This is a genomic window from Nesterenkonia sp. NBAIMH1 (genome assembly GCF_007922635.1).
GTDB lineage: Bacteria > Actinomycetota > Actinomycetes > Actinomycetales > Micrococcaceae > Nesterenkonia > Nesterenkonia pannonica.
Genome location: NZ_CP042335.1, coordinates 2,457,665 through 2,474,250 on the forward strand (window position 1 = coordinate 2,457,665; position 16,586 = coordinate 2,474,250).

Below are 16,586 nucleotides of genomic sequence, written 5' to 3' on the forward strand. Positions count from 1 at the left end.
CAAGGCCGAGCCGGCACCAGCGGGCAGGCCCCTGCCTCCAATCATCGGGTCAGGGGCCTATCCATGCGCCGGCGCGGTCCAGGCACTCTCTCTGCGCATCGTTGGGGGCGTCTCAGTGTGTGGGCGCGTGGGTCGCGGAGGTCCCGTGGTGTGTGCTGACGGCTTGGATGAGCTTTTCGAGGAATTTTGCGGCGCCGGCTCGTTCGGTGGGGGTGAGCTCTTCGGCGGCGGTGATCATGTCTGCGTGCATGCGGCTCAGGGTGCTTCGTACGTCTCGGTCAGCGGCGGGGAGGACTTTCAGCCCGACGGAGCGGCGGTCCTCGGGGTGGGGGACTCTTTGGACGTAGCCGTGGGCGGAGAGGCGGTCGACCAGGGCGGTCACTGATGCGGCGGTCAGCTCCAGTGTCGCGGCGAGGTCCTTCTGCCGGGGGGTGTGCCCGGCGGTGTGCTGCTGCAGCAGGAACCTCAGGGCCTTCATGTCGGTGTCCTTCATGCCCATCGAGCCTTGGGTGCGTGCGCGCATGGCTGTTTCTTCGTCGCGGTAGCTGCGCAGCAGGTTCAGCAGGTCGATGGCGGAGTAGGACTCCTGGGTGCGTAGGTACCAGTAGCCGGTGCCGGAGGCGGCCTCGGGGTTGGTCACTGCCTGCTGCGGCTGAGCCTGGGCGGGCTGCAGGGTGGGGGTCTCTTTGTCCTTCATGGTTCCTTCAGGTCTTCGCCGGATGCGGCGGCTGTCCGAACTGATCAGTGAGGAGCCTAACAGTTGACCTCATTAACTGTTAGGCTGTCTAAAAGTTGTACACCTTATAGATGAATTTGAGATGAGAAGACGATGAGCGAGCAGGTCGAAGAAGCACAGGATCATAAGGTGAGCCCAGCACCGACGGCCCCCAAGGATGCGGGCCAGGACGTGGATGATGACAGGGTGCGGCTGGACCAGGCGGCCAAGGCGGTCTCGGCGGGGCTGATGGCCCACCCGGCGGTTGCCTCAGCGATCGTGGAGATCTCTGGGAGCACTCAGGCCCCGGACTTGGGTCTGCGGTGCACTCTGCACGAGGAGGACGACACCCGGGAGGTGATGGGCACCATCATCAATGGTGTGGTGCCCAATATGGAGCTGATCCTGGATCTGGTGTTCGCCTCCCAGGACATCAGCTTCGTCCTTCCCTCCGGGCGGACTCTGAGCCGGGACGAGCTGGAAGGTGCAGGGCTGTGAGGACCGCGGCCATAGCCACAGCCCAGGCCTACCTCACGGTGGCCCTTGTTCTGATGGCCCTGATCGTGGTGATCATCGCCTGCCGCCGGCTCCACACCCGAGCCCAGCAGTCCAAAGCCCTGAACCAGAACCTGCAGGCTGCCCCCAGACCCGCAGCCCAACCCGGACCCATCCCCGCAGCCTGACACCCGGCGCAGACGAGCACCCTCTAGGGTGGTCTCATGACTGGGAGCGAGCAGCCCGCCGCAAGGGCGGAGCAAGACGTCATCAGGTTCTGCCGCGATCTCATCCGCATCGACACCCAGAACTGGGGAGGCGGGCGCTCGAACGGTGAGCGCGACGCGGCAGAGTACTGCGCCGAGGTGATGCGGGAAGCAGGCCTGGAGCCCACCATCGTTGAATCCGCACCGGGAAGGGCGAGCGTCTTCGCGCGCATGCGCGGCTCGGACCCGGATGCCGGGGCGCTTGTGGTGCATGGGCACCTCGATGTGGTGCCCGCGCAGGCCGAGGACTGGCAGGAGGATCCCTTCGCAGCTGAGCTGCGGGACGGTCTCATCTGGGGCCGCGGTGCCGTGGACATGAAGAACATGGACGCCATGATCCTTGCCTCTATGCTTCGCATGAGCCGTGAGGGGCACCAGCCGCAGAGAGACCTGATCTTTGCGTTCTTCGCAGACGAAGAGGACAACGGGAGATTCGGCGCCGCATGGATGGTGGAGAACCGTCCAGAGCTGTTCGAGGGCGCCACGGAGGCCGTGAGCGAAGTGGGAGGATTCTCCACCGACGTGGCGGGCACACGTGCCTATCTCATCCAGACCGGCGAGAAGGGCCTGCACTGGACCAGGATGATCGCTGAGGGCACAGCCGGACACGGCTCAGCTGTCCAGCGGGACAACCCCGTCGTCACCCTTGCCCGCGCTGTCGCGGCCATCGGCGGCTATGAGTGGCCCATCGAGTACACCAAGACGACTCGTTCCCTGTTCGAACAGCTTGCGGACCTCACAGGCATTCCCTTCGATGAGAAGAATCCCCAGCCGCTTCTCGATGCGCTGGGCTCGGCCGCGAAGTTCGTGGGCGCGACCCTCCAGAACACCTCGAACCCCACGCAGCTGGAGGCCGGGTACAAGCACAACGTCGTTCCGGGCGAAGCCAGCGCGCTCGTGGATGCGCGCACGCTGCCCGACCAGGACGCCAAAGTGGCCGCCGTGCTCAGGGAGCTGGCCGGTGAGAAGATCCGATTCGAACTTCTCAACGAAGGCCGATCCTTGGAGCTGCCCTTCTCCGGCGCCCTCGTGGAGCAGATGGTCAGCGCCCTGAAGCATGAGGACCCGGAGGGCGTCGTGCTGCCATACATGCTGGGCGGAGGGACCGACAACAAGCATCTGGCTGTGCTGGGCATCGCCGGCTACGGGTTCGCCCCGCTGAAGCTGCCCGCTGAGCTGGACTTCACCGGGATGTTCCATGGGGTGGACGAGAGGGTTCCCGTCGAGTCGCTGACATTCGGAGTCCGGACGCTGCACCGGTTCCTCGCCCAGCAATGATCCTGCAGTAGTGTGGGTCGACAAGCACGTCGCCCAGAATCACGCATCACAGGTGAAGGAGCGTCAATGCCGCACCAGACAGGGCAGCAGCCGGTCGAGAGCTGGTACACCCCCGAGGATGAGGACGGCAGCGGTTGGGAGTACCTCGTGCTCACCTGTCAGCCCCGACAGTCCCTCGCCGAGGTGAGGCGGCAGGTGATCGACCACGCCGAGTACGGGCGCTGGGAGCTCCGACGCAGCGCCCTGTACACCGGGGGAGTCCGGAAATACTGGCTCAGGCGTCGCCTGATGCGCGTGCGCAGGACCCTCTGACTGCGCCCGGCGGACGCCGATCCCGAGTGCTCACACATTGGGGCTTACCGGCCCGCTGGGCCGTTGATAGTGTGGCCCCATGAGCGCAGATCCCCGCATCGCATTGAACGCTCTCACCGATGCCCTCGGCGAGCACCTTTCAGCAGCCGTCAACCGCCGTGGGGAGGAAGACCCGGCGGTCGAGAAGGCGTTCTACGCGATCGGCGATGCCTTTGAGGCGTATGAGGACGCCCTCTTCGCAGCCACAGGCGAAGTGACGCCGCTGGACCTCTACGACGAGGAGGCGGACGCGGACGACGAGCTCGACGACGAGGACGAGGAAGAGGATCTGGAGAGCCTCGGCGACGACTGAGACGCCCCGGCTCAGCGGGTCCTGAGCGGACGGAATGTCCGACCCCCCTGCTGAGTTGTCCCCTGTTGGACCTGTCGCCTGAACCCTAAGGACGTACCGCGTGAGATCGTGGCCCGCGCCGCCCGTGCCCTCCCTCCCCGCCGTGGACGAGACTCTCGAACTCCACAGCACCCCGGCAGCGACGAGGACCCCCGTCGTCTCCCGCGACGGCACGGCATCGCTGTATGTGTGCGGCATCACTCCCTACGACGCAACCCACCTGGGTCACGCCAATACGTACGTGCAGTTCGACATCCTCGTGCGCTATTGGCGTGCGTGCGGCCTCGACGTCAACTATGTCCAGAACGTCACCGACATCGACGATCCGCTGCTCGAGCGGGCCGATGCGACAGGGGTGGACTGGCGCATGCTTGCTGAGTCCCAGACCGACCTGTTCCGCTCCGATATGCACGCGCTGCGTGTGATTCCGCCCAACACCTACATGGGGGCAGTCGAGATGATTCCCGGGGTGGTTGAGGATGTGGAGCGCCTGCTCAGTGAGGGAATCGCCTATCCGGTTCCCGCCGAGGGCACCGCGACCCCCGACTATTACTTCGACATCGCGAGCGCAGAAGCCCGGACGGGATGGACCTTCGGAAGCATCGGGAACTACGACCGCACATCAATGGAGGAGCTCTTTCCGGAGCGCGGGGGCGACCCCGAACGCGCAGGGAAGCGCGACCCGCTGGATCCTCTGCTGTGGCTGGCGCGACGCGAAGGCGAGCCGAGCTGGGACGGGGGCACCCTGGGCGAGGGGCGACCCGGCTGGCACATCGAGTGCTCGGTGATCGCCCGTCGTCATCTTCCTGCGCCGTTCAGTGTGCAGGGTGGGGGATCGGACCTGCGATTCCCGCACCATGAGTTCTCGGCAGCGCATGCGACAGCCGCAGACGGGGTGCCGCTGGCGGAGCACTACGCCCACACCGGCATGGTCGGCCTCAACGGCGAGAAGATGTCGAAGTCCAAGGGCAATCTGGTCCTCGTCTCCGAGCTCACCGCGAAGGGACACGATCCGCAGGCGATCCGAGCGCTGCTGCTGAGCCACCACTGGCGCGCCGACTGGAGCTTCCACCCCGACGATCTCGCTTTCGCCGAAGCGCGCCTGGGGCGCTGGAAGAGCGCCGTCGCGCACGCCGAGGACTACGACGCGGATCCCTCGCATCCCAGTCCCCTCCAGTACGCGCTCATGTCGGCCCTTTCGGGAGACCTCAACGCGCCGGCGGCTTTGGACATACTCGACCTGTGGGCCGCTGGGCAATTTCCGGGGGGAACCTCCAGGCGGCAGACGATCGACCTCGTGGACGCGCTGCTGGGCATCAGCCTCGAGGCGTGAGACTGCGCGACCGCGCTCCGGAGTCCGCCGTCAGGACTCCGGCGGTCGGCGCCGCTTGAGGTATCGCTCAAACTCCTCGGCGATCGCGTCGCCGGTGGCCTCCGGCAGGTTCGTGGTGTCAGTGGCCTCCTCGAGGCGCTTCACGTACTCACCGATCTCCGTGTCCTCTTCGGCCAGCTCATCGACGCCGCGCTCCCAGGCGGCCGCATCCTCAGCCACTTCGCCGGTGTCCACGCCGAAGCCCAGCAGCTCCTCGAGCTTGCGCATCACAGCGAGCTGAGCCTTCGGCGAGGGCGCCTGGCCCACGTAGTGCGGCACCGCAGCCCACAGCGAGACGGCGGGGATGCCCGCCTGGTAGGCCGTATGGGCAAGCACTCCGACGATGCCCGTCGGCCCCTCATAAGTGGGAGCATCCACATCGATGGCTTCCTGCAGAGTCTCGTCCTCAGCAGAGAAGGAGGCGGGGATGGGACGGGTGTGAGGGACATCAGCCAGCAGTGCGCCCACCAGCACGACGGCATCGACGTCGTACTCAGCTGCCTTGGTCAGCAGGTCCGCCGTATAGGACTGCCACCGAAAGCTGGGCTCCACCCCGTGAACGAAGAGCAGCTCGAAATCCCCGCCGGAGACCTCGGCGCGCAGGATGGTCGTGGAGGGCCAGATGATCTCCCGATGCCCCTGATTCCGAATGATCTTTGGGCGGGAGAATTGGAAGTCGTAATACTCCTCCTCGGTCAGCTTCTCCATCACCTCGGCGTCGAGCGCAGACGCGACGGCCCGGATGGCAGCCGAGGCGGCCCCGCCAGCATCGTTCCAGCCCTCGAAAGCCATCAGCATGACCCGGGGAGGCCGCGGAGTCTCCGACCCGTCCGCGATGATCGACCGGAGGTGGGACGCGAGAAGCTGTGCCCGGTCGGTGCTCACCGACGGGGCGTCCGGGTGCTCCGAGTCGGACGGCTCCTGCCGACGGTCCTCGGGCTCTGGGAATTCCTCGCTCACGCTCTTCACACTAGTGCGCCAGCCCCTCAGGCGGAAGCCGTAGGATGATCGGCATGTCTTCACTTCAGGCGGTCTTCTGGGACATGGACGGGACCCTCGTAGACACAGAGCCCTACTGGATACAGGCCGAATATGACCTCGTCGAAGCGTGGGGCGGCCAGTGGGACGAGGCCAAGGCGCAGCTGCTGGTGGGCCAGGCCCTCGAATTCAGCGCCTCCGTCCTGCAGGATGCGGGCGTTGGCATGGAGACCGCCTCCATTGTGGACGCCCTCATGGACCGTGTGATCGCGCGCTGCGCCCACGAGATCCCCTGGCGGCCGGGTGCGCTCGAACTCCTGGGCAGCCTCCGCTCCGCCGGAGTCCGCCAGGCGATGGTCACGATGTCGTGGGGCCGTCTGGCATCCGCGATCGCCGAGCGGCTTCCCCAGGACCACCTGGAGTTCATCATCTCCGGCGACATGGTCAGCCGCGGAAAGCCTGATCCTGAGGCGTACCTCCTAGGCTTCGAGAAGATGTCCGAGCAGCACGTGCGCCTCACCGGTGAGGCCCTGGACAAGACCCGCTGCATCGCAGTTGAGGACTCGATCCCCGGGACCGCCGCAGCTGCCGGCTCAGGCCTCGTGACGCTGGCTGTGCCCCACTACTCAGCCCTGCCCGAAAGCGATCAGTGGCACCTGGCCGAGAGCCTCTCCGGCCTGAGCGCCGCCGACCTCCAGAACCTCCTGACGAAAGAGCCGACAGCCGTCTGATGACGAATTCCTCCACTCCATCGCCCGGACAAGCCGTAGGCGCTCACATGCGCCAAGGACCATTGCAGCCCGGACAGCGCGTTCAGCTGACCGACCGCAGGGGAAAGCCCTCCACCATCACGCTCGCCGAAGGCGGAGAATGGCACACGCATCAGGGCGTGCTGCGGCACGACGTGCTCATAGGCCAGCCGGAAGGCATCGTGGTGGCCAACGACAAAGGGTATGAGTATCAGGTCCTCAGGCCCCTGCTCAACGACTTCGTCCTCTCCATGCCCAGGGGCGCCACGGTCGTCTACCCCAAGGACTCCGCGCAGATCGTCCAGGTCGCCGACGTCTTTCCGGGCGCCCACGTCGTCGAAGCCGGAGTGGGGTCCGGGGCGCTGTCCATCAGCCTCCTGCGCGCAGTGGGAGACGCCGGCACGCTGAGGTCGTACGAGAGGCGCGCAGAGTTCGCCGACATCGCGCGGGGCAACGTCGAGGCCTTCTTCGGAGAGGCCCACCCCGGCTGGGGCATCGAGCTGGGAGACTTCCAGGAGAAGGCCCCTGAGTTCGAGAGCCCAGCCAGCGTCGACCGTGTCATCCTGGACATGCTCGCACCGTGGGAGTGCATCGACGCGGTCAAGACCGTCCTCGCCCCGGGAGGAGTCTGGGTCTCATACGTGGCCACCGTCACACAGCTGTCGCGCCTGGCCGAACAGCTCCGTGCCTCGAAAGGCTTCACGGAGCCCGAGGCGCACGAGACCATGCTGCGCACCTGGCACCTGGACGGCCTGGCAGTCCGCCCCGATCACCGCATGGTGGCGCACACAGGCTTTCTGCTGTCGACCCGCAGGCTGGCGGACGATCAGACGCCCCTCACCCTGGCCAAGCGCGAGAAGGTCTCAGCGCCGAGCGCAGAGGACCGCCAGGCGTGGCCCGCCTTCGACGACGATGCCGTGTGGGACGACAAGACCCTCAGCACTCGCAATGTGACGGGGAAGAAAGCCCGCCGCGCCGCTGTTCACGCCCAGACCCTCGCCGACAGAGCCAAGGAGGTGCCAACGCGTCGTGACGGAGAATGAGCTCGCCGACGTCAGAAGCAGGCTCGAGCATGCCCACAGGCAGCTGGACAGTCTGCGCTCCCGCCATAAGGACGCTCAGGACAAGCTTCAGGCCGCAGGCCGCAGCAATGAGCGGCTCACCGGCATGCTCGAAGCGACCCGGAACCAGATCACAGAGCTGAGAGGCGCTCTTGAGGCCGACGGTCAGGCGCCCTTCACGTTCGGGACCATCATCGGGTACCGGCCTGCGCGGGACCGCGTCGAGGGACGGGAGATCGAGGCGGCCTCCGGAGCCGGCTGCGACATTCTGCACGGCGGGCGAAAGATGCGGGTCAGCGTCTCGCCCCTCATCGAGCCCGCAGAGCTGCATCCCGGATCGGAGGTGCTGCTGAACGAGAACCTGACGATCGTCTCCGTCCTCGACCCCGACCGCACCGGTGAGGTGGCGAGGGTCAAGGAGGTGCTGCCCGACGGGCGGCTCGTCATCATCGCACGGGGCGAGGAGGAGCGTGTCGTCGCGCTCTCGGAGGCCGCCGGCCGGCGAGGCGGCAGCGATGCCGAGCAGTCTGCCCAGGCAGAGGTCGGAGACGCAGTGGTGGTGGACCTGCGAACCGGCACAGCCACCGAAGTCGTCTCCCTCTCTGAGGTGGAGGATGTCGTGCTTGAGGAGTCGCTGGACGTCTCCTACGAACAGATCGGCGGCCTGGCTGAGCAGATCGGCCAGATCCGTGACGCTGTCGAGCTGCCCTTCCTCCACGCCGACCTGTACCAGGAGCACGGGCTTCAGGCGCCGAAGGGCATTCTGCTCTACGGGCCGCCCGGCTGCGGCAAGACGATGATCGCCAAAGCGGTGGCGTCCTCGCTCAACGACGGAGGCGAGAGCGCAAGCTTCCTCAACATCAAAGGCCCGGAGCTGCTGAACAAGTACGTCGGTGAGACGGAGCGGCACATCCGCATCATCTTCGCCCGGGCACGTGAGCGCGCCTCCTCAGGGCAGCCCGTGGTGGTGTTCTTCGACGAGATGGAGGCACTGTTCCGCACCCGCGGCTCCGGAGTCTCCTCGGACGTGGAGACCACGATTGTGCCGCAGCTGCTCGCGGAGATCGACGGGGTGGAGTCCCTCGACAACGTCATCGTCATCGGCGCCTCAAACCGCGAAGACATGATCGATCCGGCGATTCTGAGGCCGGGCCGACTCGACGTGAAGATACGGGTCCGGCGTCCTTCAGCCGAGGGGGCTCGCGACATTCTGCGCATCCATCTCGGTGCTGCTGTGCCGCTGCGCGCAGCGCTGGTGGCTGAATGGGGTTCGTCCGAAGCGGCGCGGGAGGCGCTGATCGACCTCGTCGTCTCCCGGCTGTACCCCGCTCAGGCTGACTTCATGTCGGGCGCGGTGCTGAGCAACGTCATCGACCGGGCCAAGAAGGGTGCCATCAAGGACTTCATCGCTGAGGGTCAGAGCCCGGAGTCGAAGGGGATCGCCCCGCACCATCTGGAGGCTGCCATGGACGAGGAGATCGCTGAGCAGAAGACGCTGCAGGCAGGACTGGGGCTGCACGCATGACGGTACGCCGCCTCATCGGCATGGAGACCGAGTACGGCATCCACGCCCCCAACAATCCACGTGCCAGCCATGTGGCGCTCTCCATCGAACTGGTGAACGCGTACGCGGCCCACGCCACCGAGTCCGGCTCCTCCGTCGCAGGCACAGAATGGGACTACCAGTCCGAGTCGCCGCTGGTGGACGCTCGCGGCTGGGTCCTTCCGCGGTCGGCCGCCCACCCCAGTCAGCTGACGGACAGCTCAGACGCTCTGGCCTACGCCGCCGAGCAGGAGGCGGGAGCCGGGGACGTCAGGGATGCTTTGGGCAACATCCCAGGCGGGGACCCCAGTCCGGCCGATGCGGCCGAGCGAGAGGGCCGTGCAGGATCGCCTGCCCCAGGCTCTCCTCACTGGCGAGGCGACTTCTTTCAGCTCAGGGACGGGCAGCCGCAGCTTCTCATGAACCTGGTGCTGGCCAACGGCGCGCGCTTCTACGTCGACCACGCGCACCCCGAGTATTCGGCGCCCGAGGCGATCGGGGCCAAGCGCGCTGTGCTCTATGACGTCGCCGGGGACCGCATCGCCTGCGACGCCGCCCGGCGGCTCTCCCAGGAGGAGGGCGCACCCCAGGTGCTCCTCTACAAGAACAACACGGACAACAAGTCGGTCTCCTACGGGGCGCACGAGAACTATCTCGTCCCTCGCTCCACCGATTTCGACGACATCGTGGACGGGCTGCTCCCCTTCTTCGTCACGCGGCAGATCCTGTGCGGAGCGGGGCGGCTCGGCATCGGGCAGCAGGGCCAGACGTCCGGCTACCAGATCTCGCAGCGCGCTGACTTCTTCGAGGAGAACGTGGGCCTGGAGACCACCGTGCGACGGCCGATCATCAATACTCGGGATGAGCCCCACGCGCACTACGACACCTGGCGGCGTCTCCATGTGATCATCGGCGACTCCAACATGAGCGAGTACTCCGCCTGGATGCGCGTGGGGACCACCGCCCTGGTGCTGGACCTCATCGAGTCCGGCAGCGCACCGGATATCCGACTCGCCGACCCCGTCGCGGCCCTGAAGCGCATCAGCCACGACACCAGCCTCACCGCAGCGGTCCACACCGATCGGGGTGAGCTGACGGCCCTGCAGATCCAGCGCCTCTATCTCGAAGCGGCGAAGGAGCGCGCAGGTCAGGAGAGCGCCGCTGAGCTTGCGCAGGCGGCCCCTGACACGGAGACCGCAGAGGTCCTTGACGCCTGGGAGCAGCTGCTCACTGATCTCGAAGCGGATGTCTCGAGCGCGGCCGACAGGGTGGACTGGGTGGCGAAGCTGCAGCTGATCGAATCGTACCGCCGCCGCGACGGCCTGGCATGGGATGCGCCTCGCCTCGGCCTGATCGATCTTCAGTACCACGACCTCAGGGAGGAGAAGGGGCTCTACTACAAGCTGGTGAGAGCAGGACGCATGCGGCGCCTCTTCACGGATGATCAGCTCGCATGGGCTGCCGCGCACCCTCCTGAGGAGACGCGCGCCTGGCTCCGCGGGACGCTCGTGTCCGACTATGCGCATCTCGTGGCCGGCGTCTCGTGGGATCAGGTGCTGCTGCGCGAGAGCAGCGGCAGCCGACTGGTCCGCATCCCCCTCGCCAGTCCTCATGCAGCGAGTAGGGCAGAGGCCGAGGAGGTCCTGCGCGCCGCCCCCGACGACGCGGCCGTGATAGAGGCGCTCGAGGGCCTGGCGGGTGGGTCGTAGACTGGCACGAGACCGCATGACACCCCGGTGAGGAGACCCAATCCCATGGCCCAGCCGCAGAAGCAGCCCCAGCGTCCAGGAGGCGACAACGGCCCGCAGACGGAGGACTCCGGCCAGGTGCGCGGAAACCCTCAGGCGGCTGAGCGCGTCGATGAGCTCGACTCGCTGCTCGACGAGATCGACACCGTCCTGGAGTCCAACGCGGAAGAGTTCGTCAAAGGCTTCGTCCAGAAGGGCGGCCAGTAGGCGGTGGATCGCCGCGTCATAGGCGTAGAGACCGAGTTCGGCATCACGCATCGGCCCACCAGCGGACGAGGACTGCCCCCAGACGAGCTCGCCCGGTACCTGTTTCGTCCCGTGGTCGAGTTCGGCCGGAGCTCGAACATCTTCATCCCCAACGGTGCTCGGCTGTATCTGGACGTGGGCTCTCACCCCGAGTACGCGACCGCGGAGTGCTCAGATCTGATTGATCTCATTGCCGCGGACCGAGCCGGCGAAGTCATCATGCACGATCTCGCTCAGGCGGCCGAGCGTCGGATCGCAGAGGACGGCTTCGACGGAGCCGTCTACGTTTTGAAGAACAACGTGGACTCGGCAGGCAACTCATACGGCAGCCATGAGAACTATCTGATTCCGCGCACCACACACTTCAGACGCCTGTCAGGGATTCTGCTTCCGTTTCTGGTCACCCGCCAGATCCTGACCGGTGCGGGGCGAGTGGTGCCGGCGGATGAGACCCGCGAGGCGCACTTTGCGTTCTCACAGCGAGCTGACCACATGTGGGAGGGCATCTCCTCGGCGACGACCCGCTCCCGGCCCATCATCAATACCCGCGACGAGCCGCACGCGGATGCGGCCGAGCACCGGCGGCTGCACGTGATCGTCGGGGACTCGAACATGTCGACGACGACATCCCTGCTGCGCTACGGCTCCACCGACCTCGTGCTGCGCATGATCGAGGCGGGAGTTCCCATCGGCGACTACGAGATGGAGAACCCGATCGGGGCCATCCGTCACATCAGCCACGACCTCAGCGGCACCGCCCAGGTTCGCATCCGTGGTGCTGAGCCGATGAGCGCGGTCGCCATCCAGAGGGGCCTGCTGGAGAGGGCCAAGACGTTCGTCGCTGAACGCGGAGCCCACCATGAGCACGTGGATTCTGTCCTTGAGCTGTGGGAGCGCACGCTCGAGGCCGTTGCCACGGGTGATCACAGCCTGGTCGACCGTGACATCGACTGGGCGATCAAGAAGCGGCTCGTCGATGAGATCGCTGCGCGGCAGGGGATCGGCCTCAACCATCCCAAGCTCGAACAGGTCGATATGGCGTATCACGATGTGAGCCCGGATCGAGGCCTCTTCCATCTGCTGCAGCGGCGAGCACGGGCCACTGATGTCACCACGCCCGCTCAGGTGCGCCAGGCGATGGTGACCCCGCCGCCGACCCGGGCGGCCCTGCGCGGCGAGTTCCTCTCCGCCGCGCGGGCCTTCGGGGCGGAGGCGCAGACCGACTGGGTCCATCACAAGCTGGTGGACCGGCCCTTGGAGGCCATCATGCTCAAGGATCCGTTCGCTTCGGCCGATGCTCGTGTAGACGCTCTTCTTGACAAGCTTGGGGATCGGGAGCGTCAGCTGCGGCGGCGCAGCATCGATGAGCGCGACGGCACAGCAGCGTCGCTGGCGCTGACCGATCTGTATGTCCGCAGCGAGACGGATGAGCAGGCGGGGCTTCCGGCAGCGTGAATCTGCGGTGGGCGTAAAGCGCCGTCGACAGCGTGCTTGAGGCCGCGCGCCCAAGGTACAGTTCCTCGGTGATGCCTACGTCTCGCCTGACCTCCCAAAGCCTTGCGCTGAGCACTGCTGCGCTTCTCGTCCTCTCCGCCTGCGGCGACGCTGAGGGCGATGGCCTCGGCGATGCTGACGCGCTCTCCGGGGTCGACGTCTCTCCTCAGGATGAAGGCGCCCCTGAGGTCCTGATACATGACGATATTGAGCTCGAGGAGAACGCCTCGCGCGTGGTGAACGCCGGCGACGGGGAGCAGGTCTCCGAGGACTCCCTGCTGGACTACCAGCTGGTGGCCGTGGACCCCGAGGACGGCACGGTCCTTCAGGATTCCTATGAACAGGATCTGACCCCGTATCTGCCGCTTCCGGCGTTCCTCGGAACCGAGGGCCAGAACCAGTTCATCGGAGAGGCGCTCAGCGCCGACGGCGTGACGATCGGCTCTGATGTGGCGGTCTATCTGCAGGCCGGTCCCGCGGAGGCGGCAGAGGGCCAGGAGAACTCCCTCTACATCTTCCACCTGGAGGGCCAGGCTCCGGCGCACGCCGACGGCGAAGAGGCCGAGCAGTCCGGGGACCTTCCTGAGATCGACTCCTCCGTCGGAGATTCCCCTGACCTGGCGGAGGAGGAGCTGGCTGACCCGCCGGAGGACCTGAGCACCGAGGTGCTGATCGAAGGTGACGGCGACGAGATCGGTGAGGATGACTACGTCTTCGCCCAGTACCGTGGATGGACCTGGTCCGAGGGCGAGGAGTTCGATTCCTCGTGGAGCGAAGACGGACAGCCCGGCGAGCCCTTCGAATTCTCCCTCGATGAGGAAGTCTCAGCCATGACCCAGCAGGGGGCCATTGAGGGCTGGAATGAGGGCATTCCGGGTCACCGAGTCGGTGACCGTGTCCTGATGGTGATTCCGCCCGAGATGGCCTACGGAGAGTCCGGTCAGGGTGAGGCGATCGGCCCGGACGAGACGCTGATCTTCGTCGTCGACCTGGTCAAGATCATCGACGCTGAGACCGTCAGCGACGTGATGGCCCAGCAGCAGGAGCAGCAGGAGCAGCAGCCCGCCCCCCAGGAGCTGGACCTCTCCGACGAGGAGCGTGAGCAGCTGGAGGAGCTGGCCGATGAGATGGGCATCTCGGCCGAGGAGCTGGAGATGCTCGCGGCGCAGCTCGGCGTCGAATCGATCGACGAGCTGGAGCAGTTCGTCGGCGACGCCGAGGAGACAGCCGACGAGGACGCCGATGAGAGCGAAGACGAGAACGAGGAGGACCAGGACTGATGTCTTTTGGGGAACGCGCATACGACCGCAGCAAACCCATGATCGACTTCCCGGGGGAGACGCCCCCGGAGGAGCTGGTCATCGAAGAGCTGATCCCCGGTTCCGGTCCCGAGGCGGCACCGGGTGACATGGTTGCCTGCCACTACGTGGGCGTAGCCTTCTCCACGGGCGAAGAGTTCGATGCCTCTTGGAACCGCGGCCACACGCTGGACTTCACTGCTGGCATCGGTCAGGTCATCCAGGGATGGGACCAGGGCCTGATCGGGATGAAGGAAGGCGCCCGTCGGCGTTTTGAGATCCCGCCCCACCTTGCCTACGGCGAGCAGGGCGCCGGCGCGGCCATCGGCCCGAATGAAACCCTCATCTTCGTGGTCGACCTCATGCGGGTGGAGAAGAACTGACACGCGCGTGACAGACGGGCCCAAAGCGGTGCAGGAGGAGCAGGCCGACGACGGCGTCGTCAGGGCACTCTCGGTCGCCAAGACCGTCTTGGACGCCGGCCGCGCCGGGATCACACGCGGCGAGCTCCGAGAACGGGTTGAGAGCTACATAGAGCTCAGAGCCTCCGGGCAGGACGACGACTCGTTCGAGCGGATGTTCGGCCGGGACAAGGAGTACCTGCGGGCCACCGGAGTTCCGCTGACCGAGATCAGCAGCGCAGGGGACTACCGCTACAGCATCGACCCGGACCAGTACGGACTTCCGGACCTGCGGCTGGAGCCCGCGGAGCGGCTCGTGCTGCGACAGGCTCACGCTGTCTTCGCCGAATCCAATATCCGCGGCCTTCAGCACGCCCTCTGGGCACTCATTCCCGAGGCTGACCCCCAGGATGACGTTGCGCTGAGCGCGCCCCCGTGTCGCTTCAGACATCGATCGGCTCTGAGCAGGAGATCGACCGTCTCCTGGAGCTCGCCGCGATCGGCATGGGTGGGGCGCTGATGTTCCACTACACCGGACGCGGAAGCTCGAGCCCGACCGAGCGCCGCATCGTGGGCCTGGGGGCCGGAGTCCGCGGCCACTGGTACCTCTACGGGTTCGATCTCGACAAGGAAGCTCATCGAGTCTTCCGCATGGACCGGATCCACTCCCACATCCGGCCGCTGAGAAGGATGACCCCGAGCACCGTGCCGCGGCAGACGCTGCAGCCGCCGCGGCAGGGGACGCGCAGGAGGACATAGCACGGGTTCTCGCCGACATCCCCGGAGCATGAGAGCCTGAGCACCGTCCTGACGGGTGTGCTGGCGGCGCACGAAGGCTCTGCCCCCAAAGCACCGAGACTTCGCCCGGCTGCGGCGCAGCGGCCCGCCGACGCCGCAGGGGCGAAGGTGGATCGCGTGATCAACATGGCCGCCGTGCTTCTCAGCGGTCAGCAGCTGCGGCCCTCCGATCTGATGCGCCGGTTCAGCATCACCGCCGAGCAGCTGCACCGGGACCTGCTGTCGCTCGGTATGGCGGGGACCTTCGGCGACGGCTACTCCGGCGACTACCTCGAGGTCCACCCGCTTCCGCCGCTGGAGCCTGAGCGCTTCCGCAGCGACTATCTCTCCCGGGACATTCCCGTGAGGCTCACCGGCCCGGCCGGCACGGCGGTGGACACCATGTCCCGTCCGGTGTCTCTGACGCGCTACGGTGCGCTCGGCGTGCTCATGGCGCTGCAGGCGCTGGAACGCATGAGCGCGCCGGACGACAGCGGCACAGGGCCTGCCGTGCGCAGCCTGAGGCGCAAGATCGCTGGGGTCGTCCCCCCGGAGCTCGTCAGCGCAGCGGACTCCATGGCCCTGGCCCGCACCTCTGCGGAGAACGTGTCCCTCGAAAGCATCCGTGCCGCAGCGGCCGGCGGCTTCTGCGTCAGGATTCGCTACAGCGACGCCGCCGGCAGCAGGACCCAACGCGTGATCGAACCCGTGCAGATCGTTCACGACGGCCCCGGCGTCTATGTTCGTGCGTGGTGCCGACAGGCGGAGGGGGAGCGTCTCTTCCGGATCCAGCGCATCGAACAGATCGAGACGCTGCCTGACGTGCTGCGCAGCCAACGCGCAGACGCCCTTGCGCGGACCGCGGCGCCGCGGGCCCTTGCTCCGCGCACGGACGAGTCCATCAGCGTGGTCCTCAGATTCTCGCCCCCGGCCGCCGGGACGGCGGAGCGCTTCGCCCCTTCCCGCATTCATCGCGAGAAGTCCGGCACGGTGACCATCGGCACCCACTTCAGCAGTGCTGAGGCCGCCGTCGGGTACGTCGTCGCCGCAGGCGGGGATATTCAGGTGCTCCAGCCCCGAGAGCTGCGCCAGCAGGTGTACGCCCGCGCCCAGCAGCAGCTGCGCGACGCCCAAGGGGGCGACGAAGCTCGGCGTTGAGCTGAGCGGCGTAGAATGGCCGGAACGTCAGAAAGGAAGGCCGCACCATGTCTTGGCAGCACCTGCTCATCGTTCTCCTGATCGTCCTGCTGCTCTTCGGCGCCAGCCAGCTGCCCAAGCTGGCCAAGTCGATGGGCCAGTCGGCTCGGATCTTCAAGGACGAGGTCAAAGAGTTCAAGAAGGACGACACTGCCTCTGAGGGGCGCGGCGACGAGTCGCCGGCGGTCGAGGGACGCGTGATCGACGGGGAGCGCACTGCGCGGCCCGCCCCGGAGTCTGAGCGCCACGACCAGCGCTGAGCGGA

General features: G+C 66.7%; 20 protein-coding genes. 18 read left to right on the forward strand and 2 right to left on the reverse strand.

Annotated elements, in window-relative coordinates; genetic code table 11:
* Positions 1–112: 112 nt before the first annotated feature.
* The gene (locus FS388_RS11800) at positions 113–697 is read right to left on the reverse strand and encodes a MarR family winged helix-turn-helix transcriptional regulator (protein WP_146341586.1); all 585 of its coding nucleotides are present in this window, start codon (positions 695–697) and stop codon (positions 113–115) included.
* 132 nt (positions 698–829) lie between these two features.
* Between FS388_RS11800 and FS388_RS11805 the strand changes: the two genes are divergently transcribed.
* From FS388_RS11805 to mshC, 6 genes are all read left to right on the forward strand, one after another.
* On the forward strand, positions 830–1,213 hold the full coding sequence (locus FS388_RS11805; RefSeq protein ID WP_210410196.1) for a hypothetical protein: 384 nt from the start codon (positions 830–832) through the stop codon (positions 1,211–1,213).
* Positions 1,210–1,398: a hypothetical protein gene (locus FS388_RS11810; protein WP_146341588.1), complete on the forward strand. Its 189-nt coding sequence runs from the start codon at positions 1,210–1,212 to the stop codon at positions 1,396–1,398. Before FS388_RS11805 ends, FS388_RS11810 begins: the two co-directional genes overlap by 4 nt.
* 36 nt (positions 1,399–1,434) lie before the next feature.
* A complete protein-coding gene (locus FS388_RS11815) occupies positions 1,435–2,754 on the forward strand; it encodes a M20/M25/M40 family metallo-hydrolase (RefSeq protein ID WP_146341589.1) in 1,320 nt (439 codons plus the stop codon).
* Between the two features lie 66 nt (positions 2,755–2,820).
* Complete coding sequence (locus FS388_RS11820) at positions 2,821–3,066, forward strand: DUF5703 family protein (protein ID WP_146341590.1); 246 nt, start codon at positions 2,821–2,823, stop codon at positions 3,064–3,066.
* Between the two features lie 79 nt (positions 3,067–3,145).
* On the forward strand, positions 3,146–3,418 hold the full coding sequence (locus tag FS388_RS11825) for a hypothetical protein (protein ID WP_146341591.1): 273 nt from the start codon (positions 3,146–3,148) through the stop codon (positions 3,416–3,418).
* Between the two features lie 100 nt (positions 3,419–3,518).
* The gene (mshC, locus tag FS388_RS11830; protein WP_146341592.1) at positions 3,519–4,790 is read left to right on the forward strand and encodes a cysteine--1-D-myo-inosityl 2-amino-2-deoxy-alpha-D-glucopyranoside ligase; all 1,272 of its coding nucleotides are present in this window, start codon (positions 3,519–3,521) and stop codon (positions 4,788–4,790) included.
* A gap of 30 nt (positions 4,791–4,820) precedes the next feature.
* On the opposite strand, the gene FS388_RS11835 is transcribed toward mshC, so the two are convergent.
* A complete protein-coding gene (locus FS388_RS11835) occupies positions 4,821–5,789 on the reverse strand; it encodes a PAC2 family protein (RefSeq protein WP_246836210.1) in 969 nt (322 codons plus the stop codon).
* A gap of 53 nt (positions 5,790–5,842) precedes the next feature.
* Between FS388_RS11835 and FS388_RS11840 the strand changes: the two genes are divergently transcribed.
* From FS388_RS11840 to tatA, 12 genes are all read left to right on the forward strand, one after another.
* A complete protein-coding gene (locus FS388_RS11840; RefSeq protein ID WP_246836211.1) occupies positions 5,843–6,538 on the forward strand; it encodes an HAD family phosphatase in 696 nt (231 codons plus the stop codon).
* Between the two features lie 47 nt (positions 6,539–6,585).
* Positions 6,586–7,599: a tRNA (adenine-N1)-methyltransferase gene (locus tag FS388_RS11845; RefSeq protein ID WP_371708350.1), complete on the forward strand. Its 1,014-nt coding sequence runs from the start codon at positions 6,586–6,588 to the stop codon at positions 7,597–7,599.
* Positions 7,586–9,142: a proteasome ATPase gene (gene arc / locus FS388_RS11850; RefSeq protein ID WP_146341595.1), complete on the forward strand. Its 1,557-nt coding sequence runs from the start codon at positions 7,586–7,588 to the stop codon at positions 9,140–9,142. The genes FS388_RS11845 and arc overlap by 14 nt, the downstream gene beginning before the upstream one ends.
* Positions 9,139–10,869, forward strand: coding sequence for a depupylase/deamidase Dop (gene dop / locus FS388_RS11855; RefSeq protein ID WP_146341596.1), 1,731 nt, complete (start codon positions 9,139–9,141; stop codon positions 10,867–10,869). Before arc ends, dop begins: the two co-directional genes overlap by 4 nt.
* A 45-nt stretch (positions 10,870–10,914) precedes the next feature.
* Positions 10,915–11,115, forward strand: a complete 201-nt coding sequence (locus FS388_RS11860; protein WP_146341597.1) for a ubiquitin-like protein Pup — start codon at positions 10,915–10,917, stop codon at positions 11,113–11,115.
* A 3-nt stretch (positions 11,116–11,118) separates the two neighbouring features.
* The gene (pafA, locus tag FS388_RS11865) at positions 11,119–12,609 is read left to right on the forward strand and encodes a Pup--protein ligase (protein ID WP_146341598.1); all 1,491 of its coding nucleotides are present in this window, start codon (positions 11,119–11,121) and stop codon (positions 12,607–12,609) included.
* A gap of 71 nt (positions 12,610–12,680) precedes the next feature.
* Complete coding sequence (locus FS388_RS11870; RefSeq protein ID WP_246836377.1) at positions 12,681–13,928, forward strand: FKBP-type peptidyl-prolyl cis-trans isomerase; 1,248 nt, start codon at positions 12,681–12,683, stop codon at positions 13,926–13,928.
* Positions 13,928–14,329 carry an FKBP-type peptidyl-prolyl cis-trans isomerase gene (locus FS388_RS11875; protein WP_146341600.1) on the forward strand — a complete coding sequence of 134 codons (402 nt, stop codon included), beginning with the start codon at positions 13,928–13,930 and terminating at the stop codon, positions 14,327–14,329. The genes FS388_RS11870 and FS388_RS11875 overlap by 1 nt, the downstream gene beginning before the upstream one ends.
* Before the next feature lie 7 nt (positions 14,330–14,336).
* Positions 14,337–14,867: a hypothetical protein gene (locus tag FS388_RS11880; protein ID WP_146341601.1), complete on the forward strand. Its 531-nt coding sequence runs from the start codon at positions 14,337–14,339 to the stop codon at positions 14,865–14,867.
* Positions 14,867–15,106, forward strand: coding sequence for a WYL domain-containing protein (locus FS388_RS11885; protein WP_168198705.1), 240 nt, complete (start codon positions 14,867–14,869; stop codon positions 15,104–15,106). The genes FS388_RS11880 and FS388_RS11885 overlap by 1 nt, the downstream gene beginning before the upstream one ends.
* Before the next feature lie 156 nt (positions 15,107–15,262).
* Positions 15,263–16,282 (forward strand): YafY family protein, encoded by a 1,020-nt coding sequence (locus tag FS388_RS11890; RefSeq protein WP_168198706.1) that lies wholly within the window; start codon positions 15,263–15,265, stop codon positions 16,280–16,282.
* A 47-nt stretch (positions 16,283–16,329) separates the two neighbouring features.
* Complete coding sequence (gene tatA, locus FS388_RS13385) at positions 16,330–16,581, forward strand: twin-arginine translocase TatA/TatE family subunit (protein WP_146341604.1); 252 nt, start codon at positions 16,330–16,332, stop codon at positions 16,579–16,581.
* Positions 16,582–16,586 lie beyond the last annotated feature (5 nt).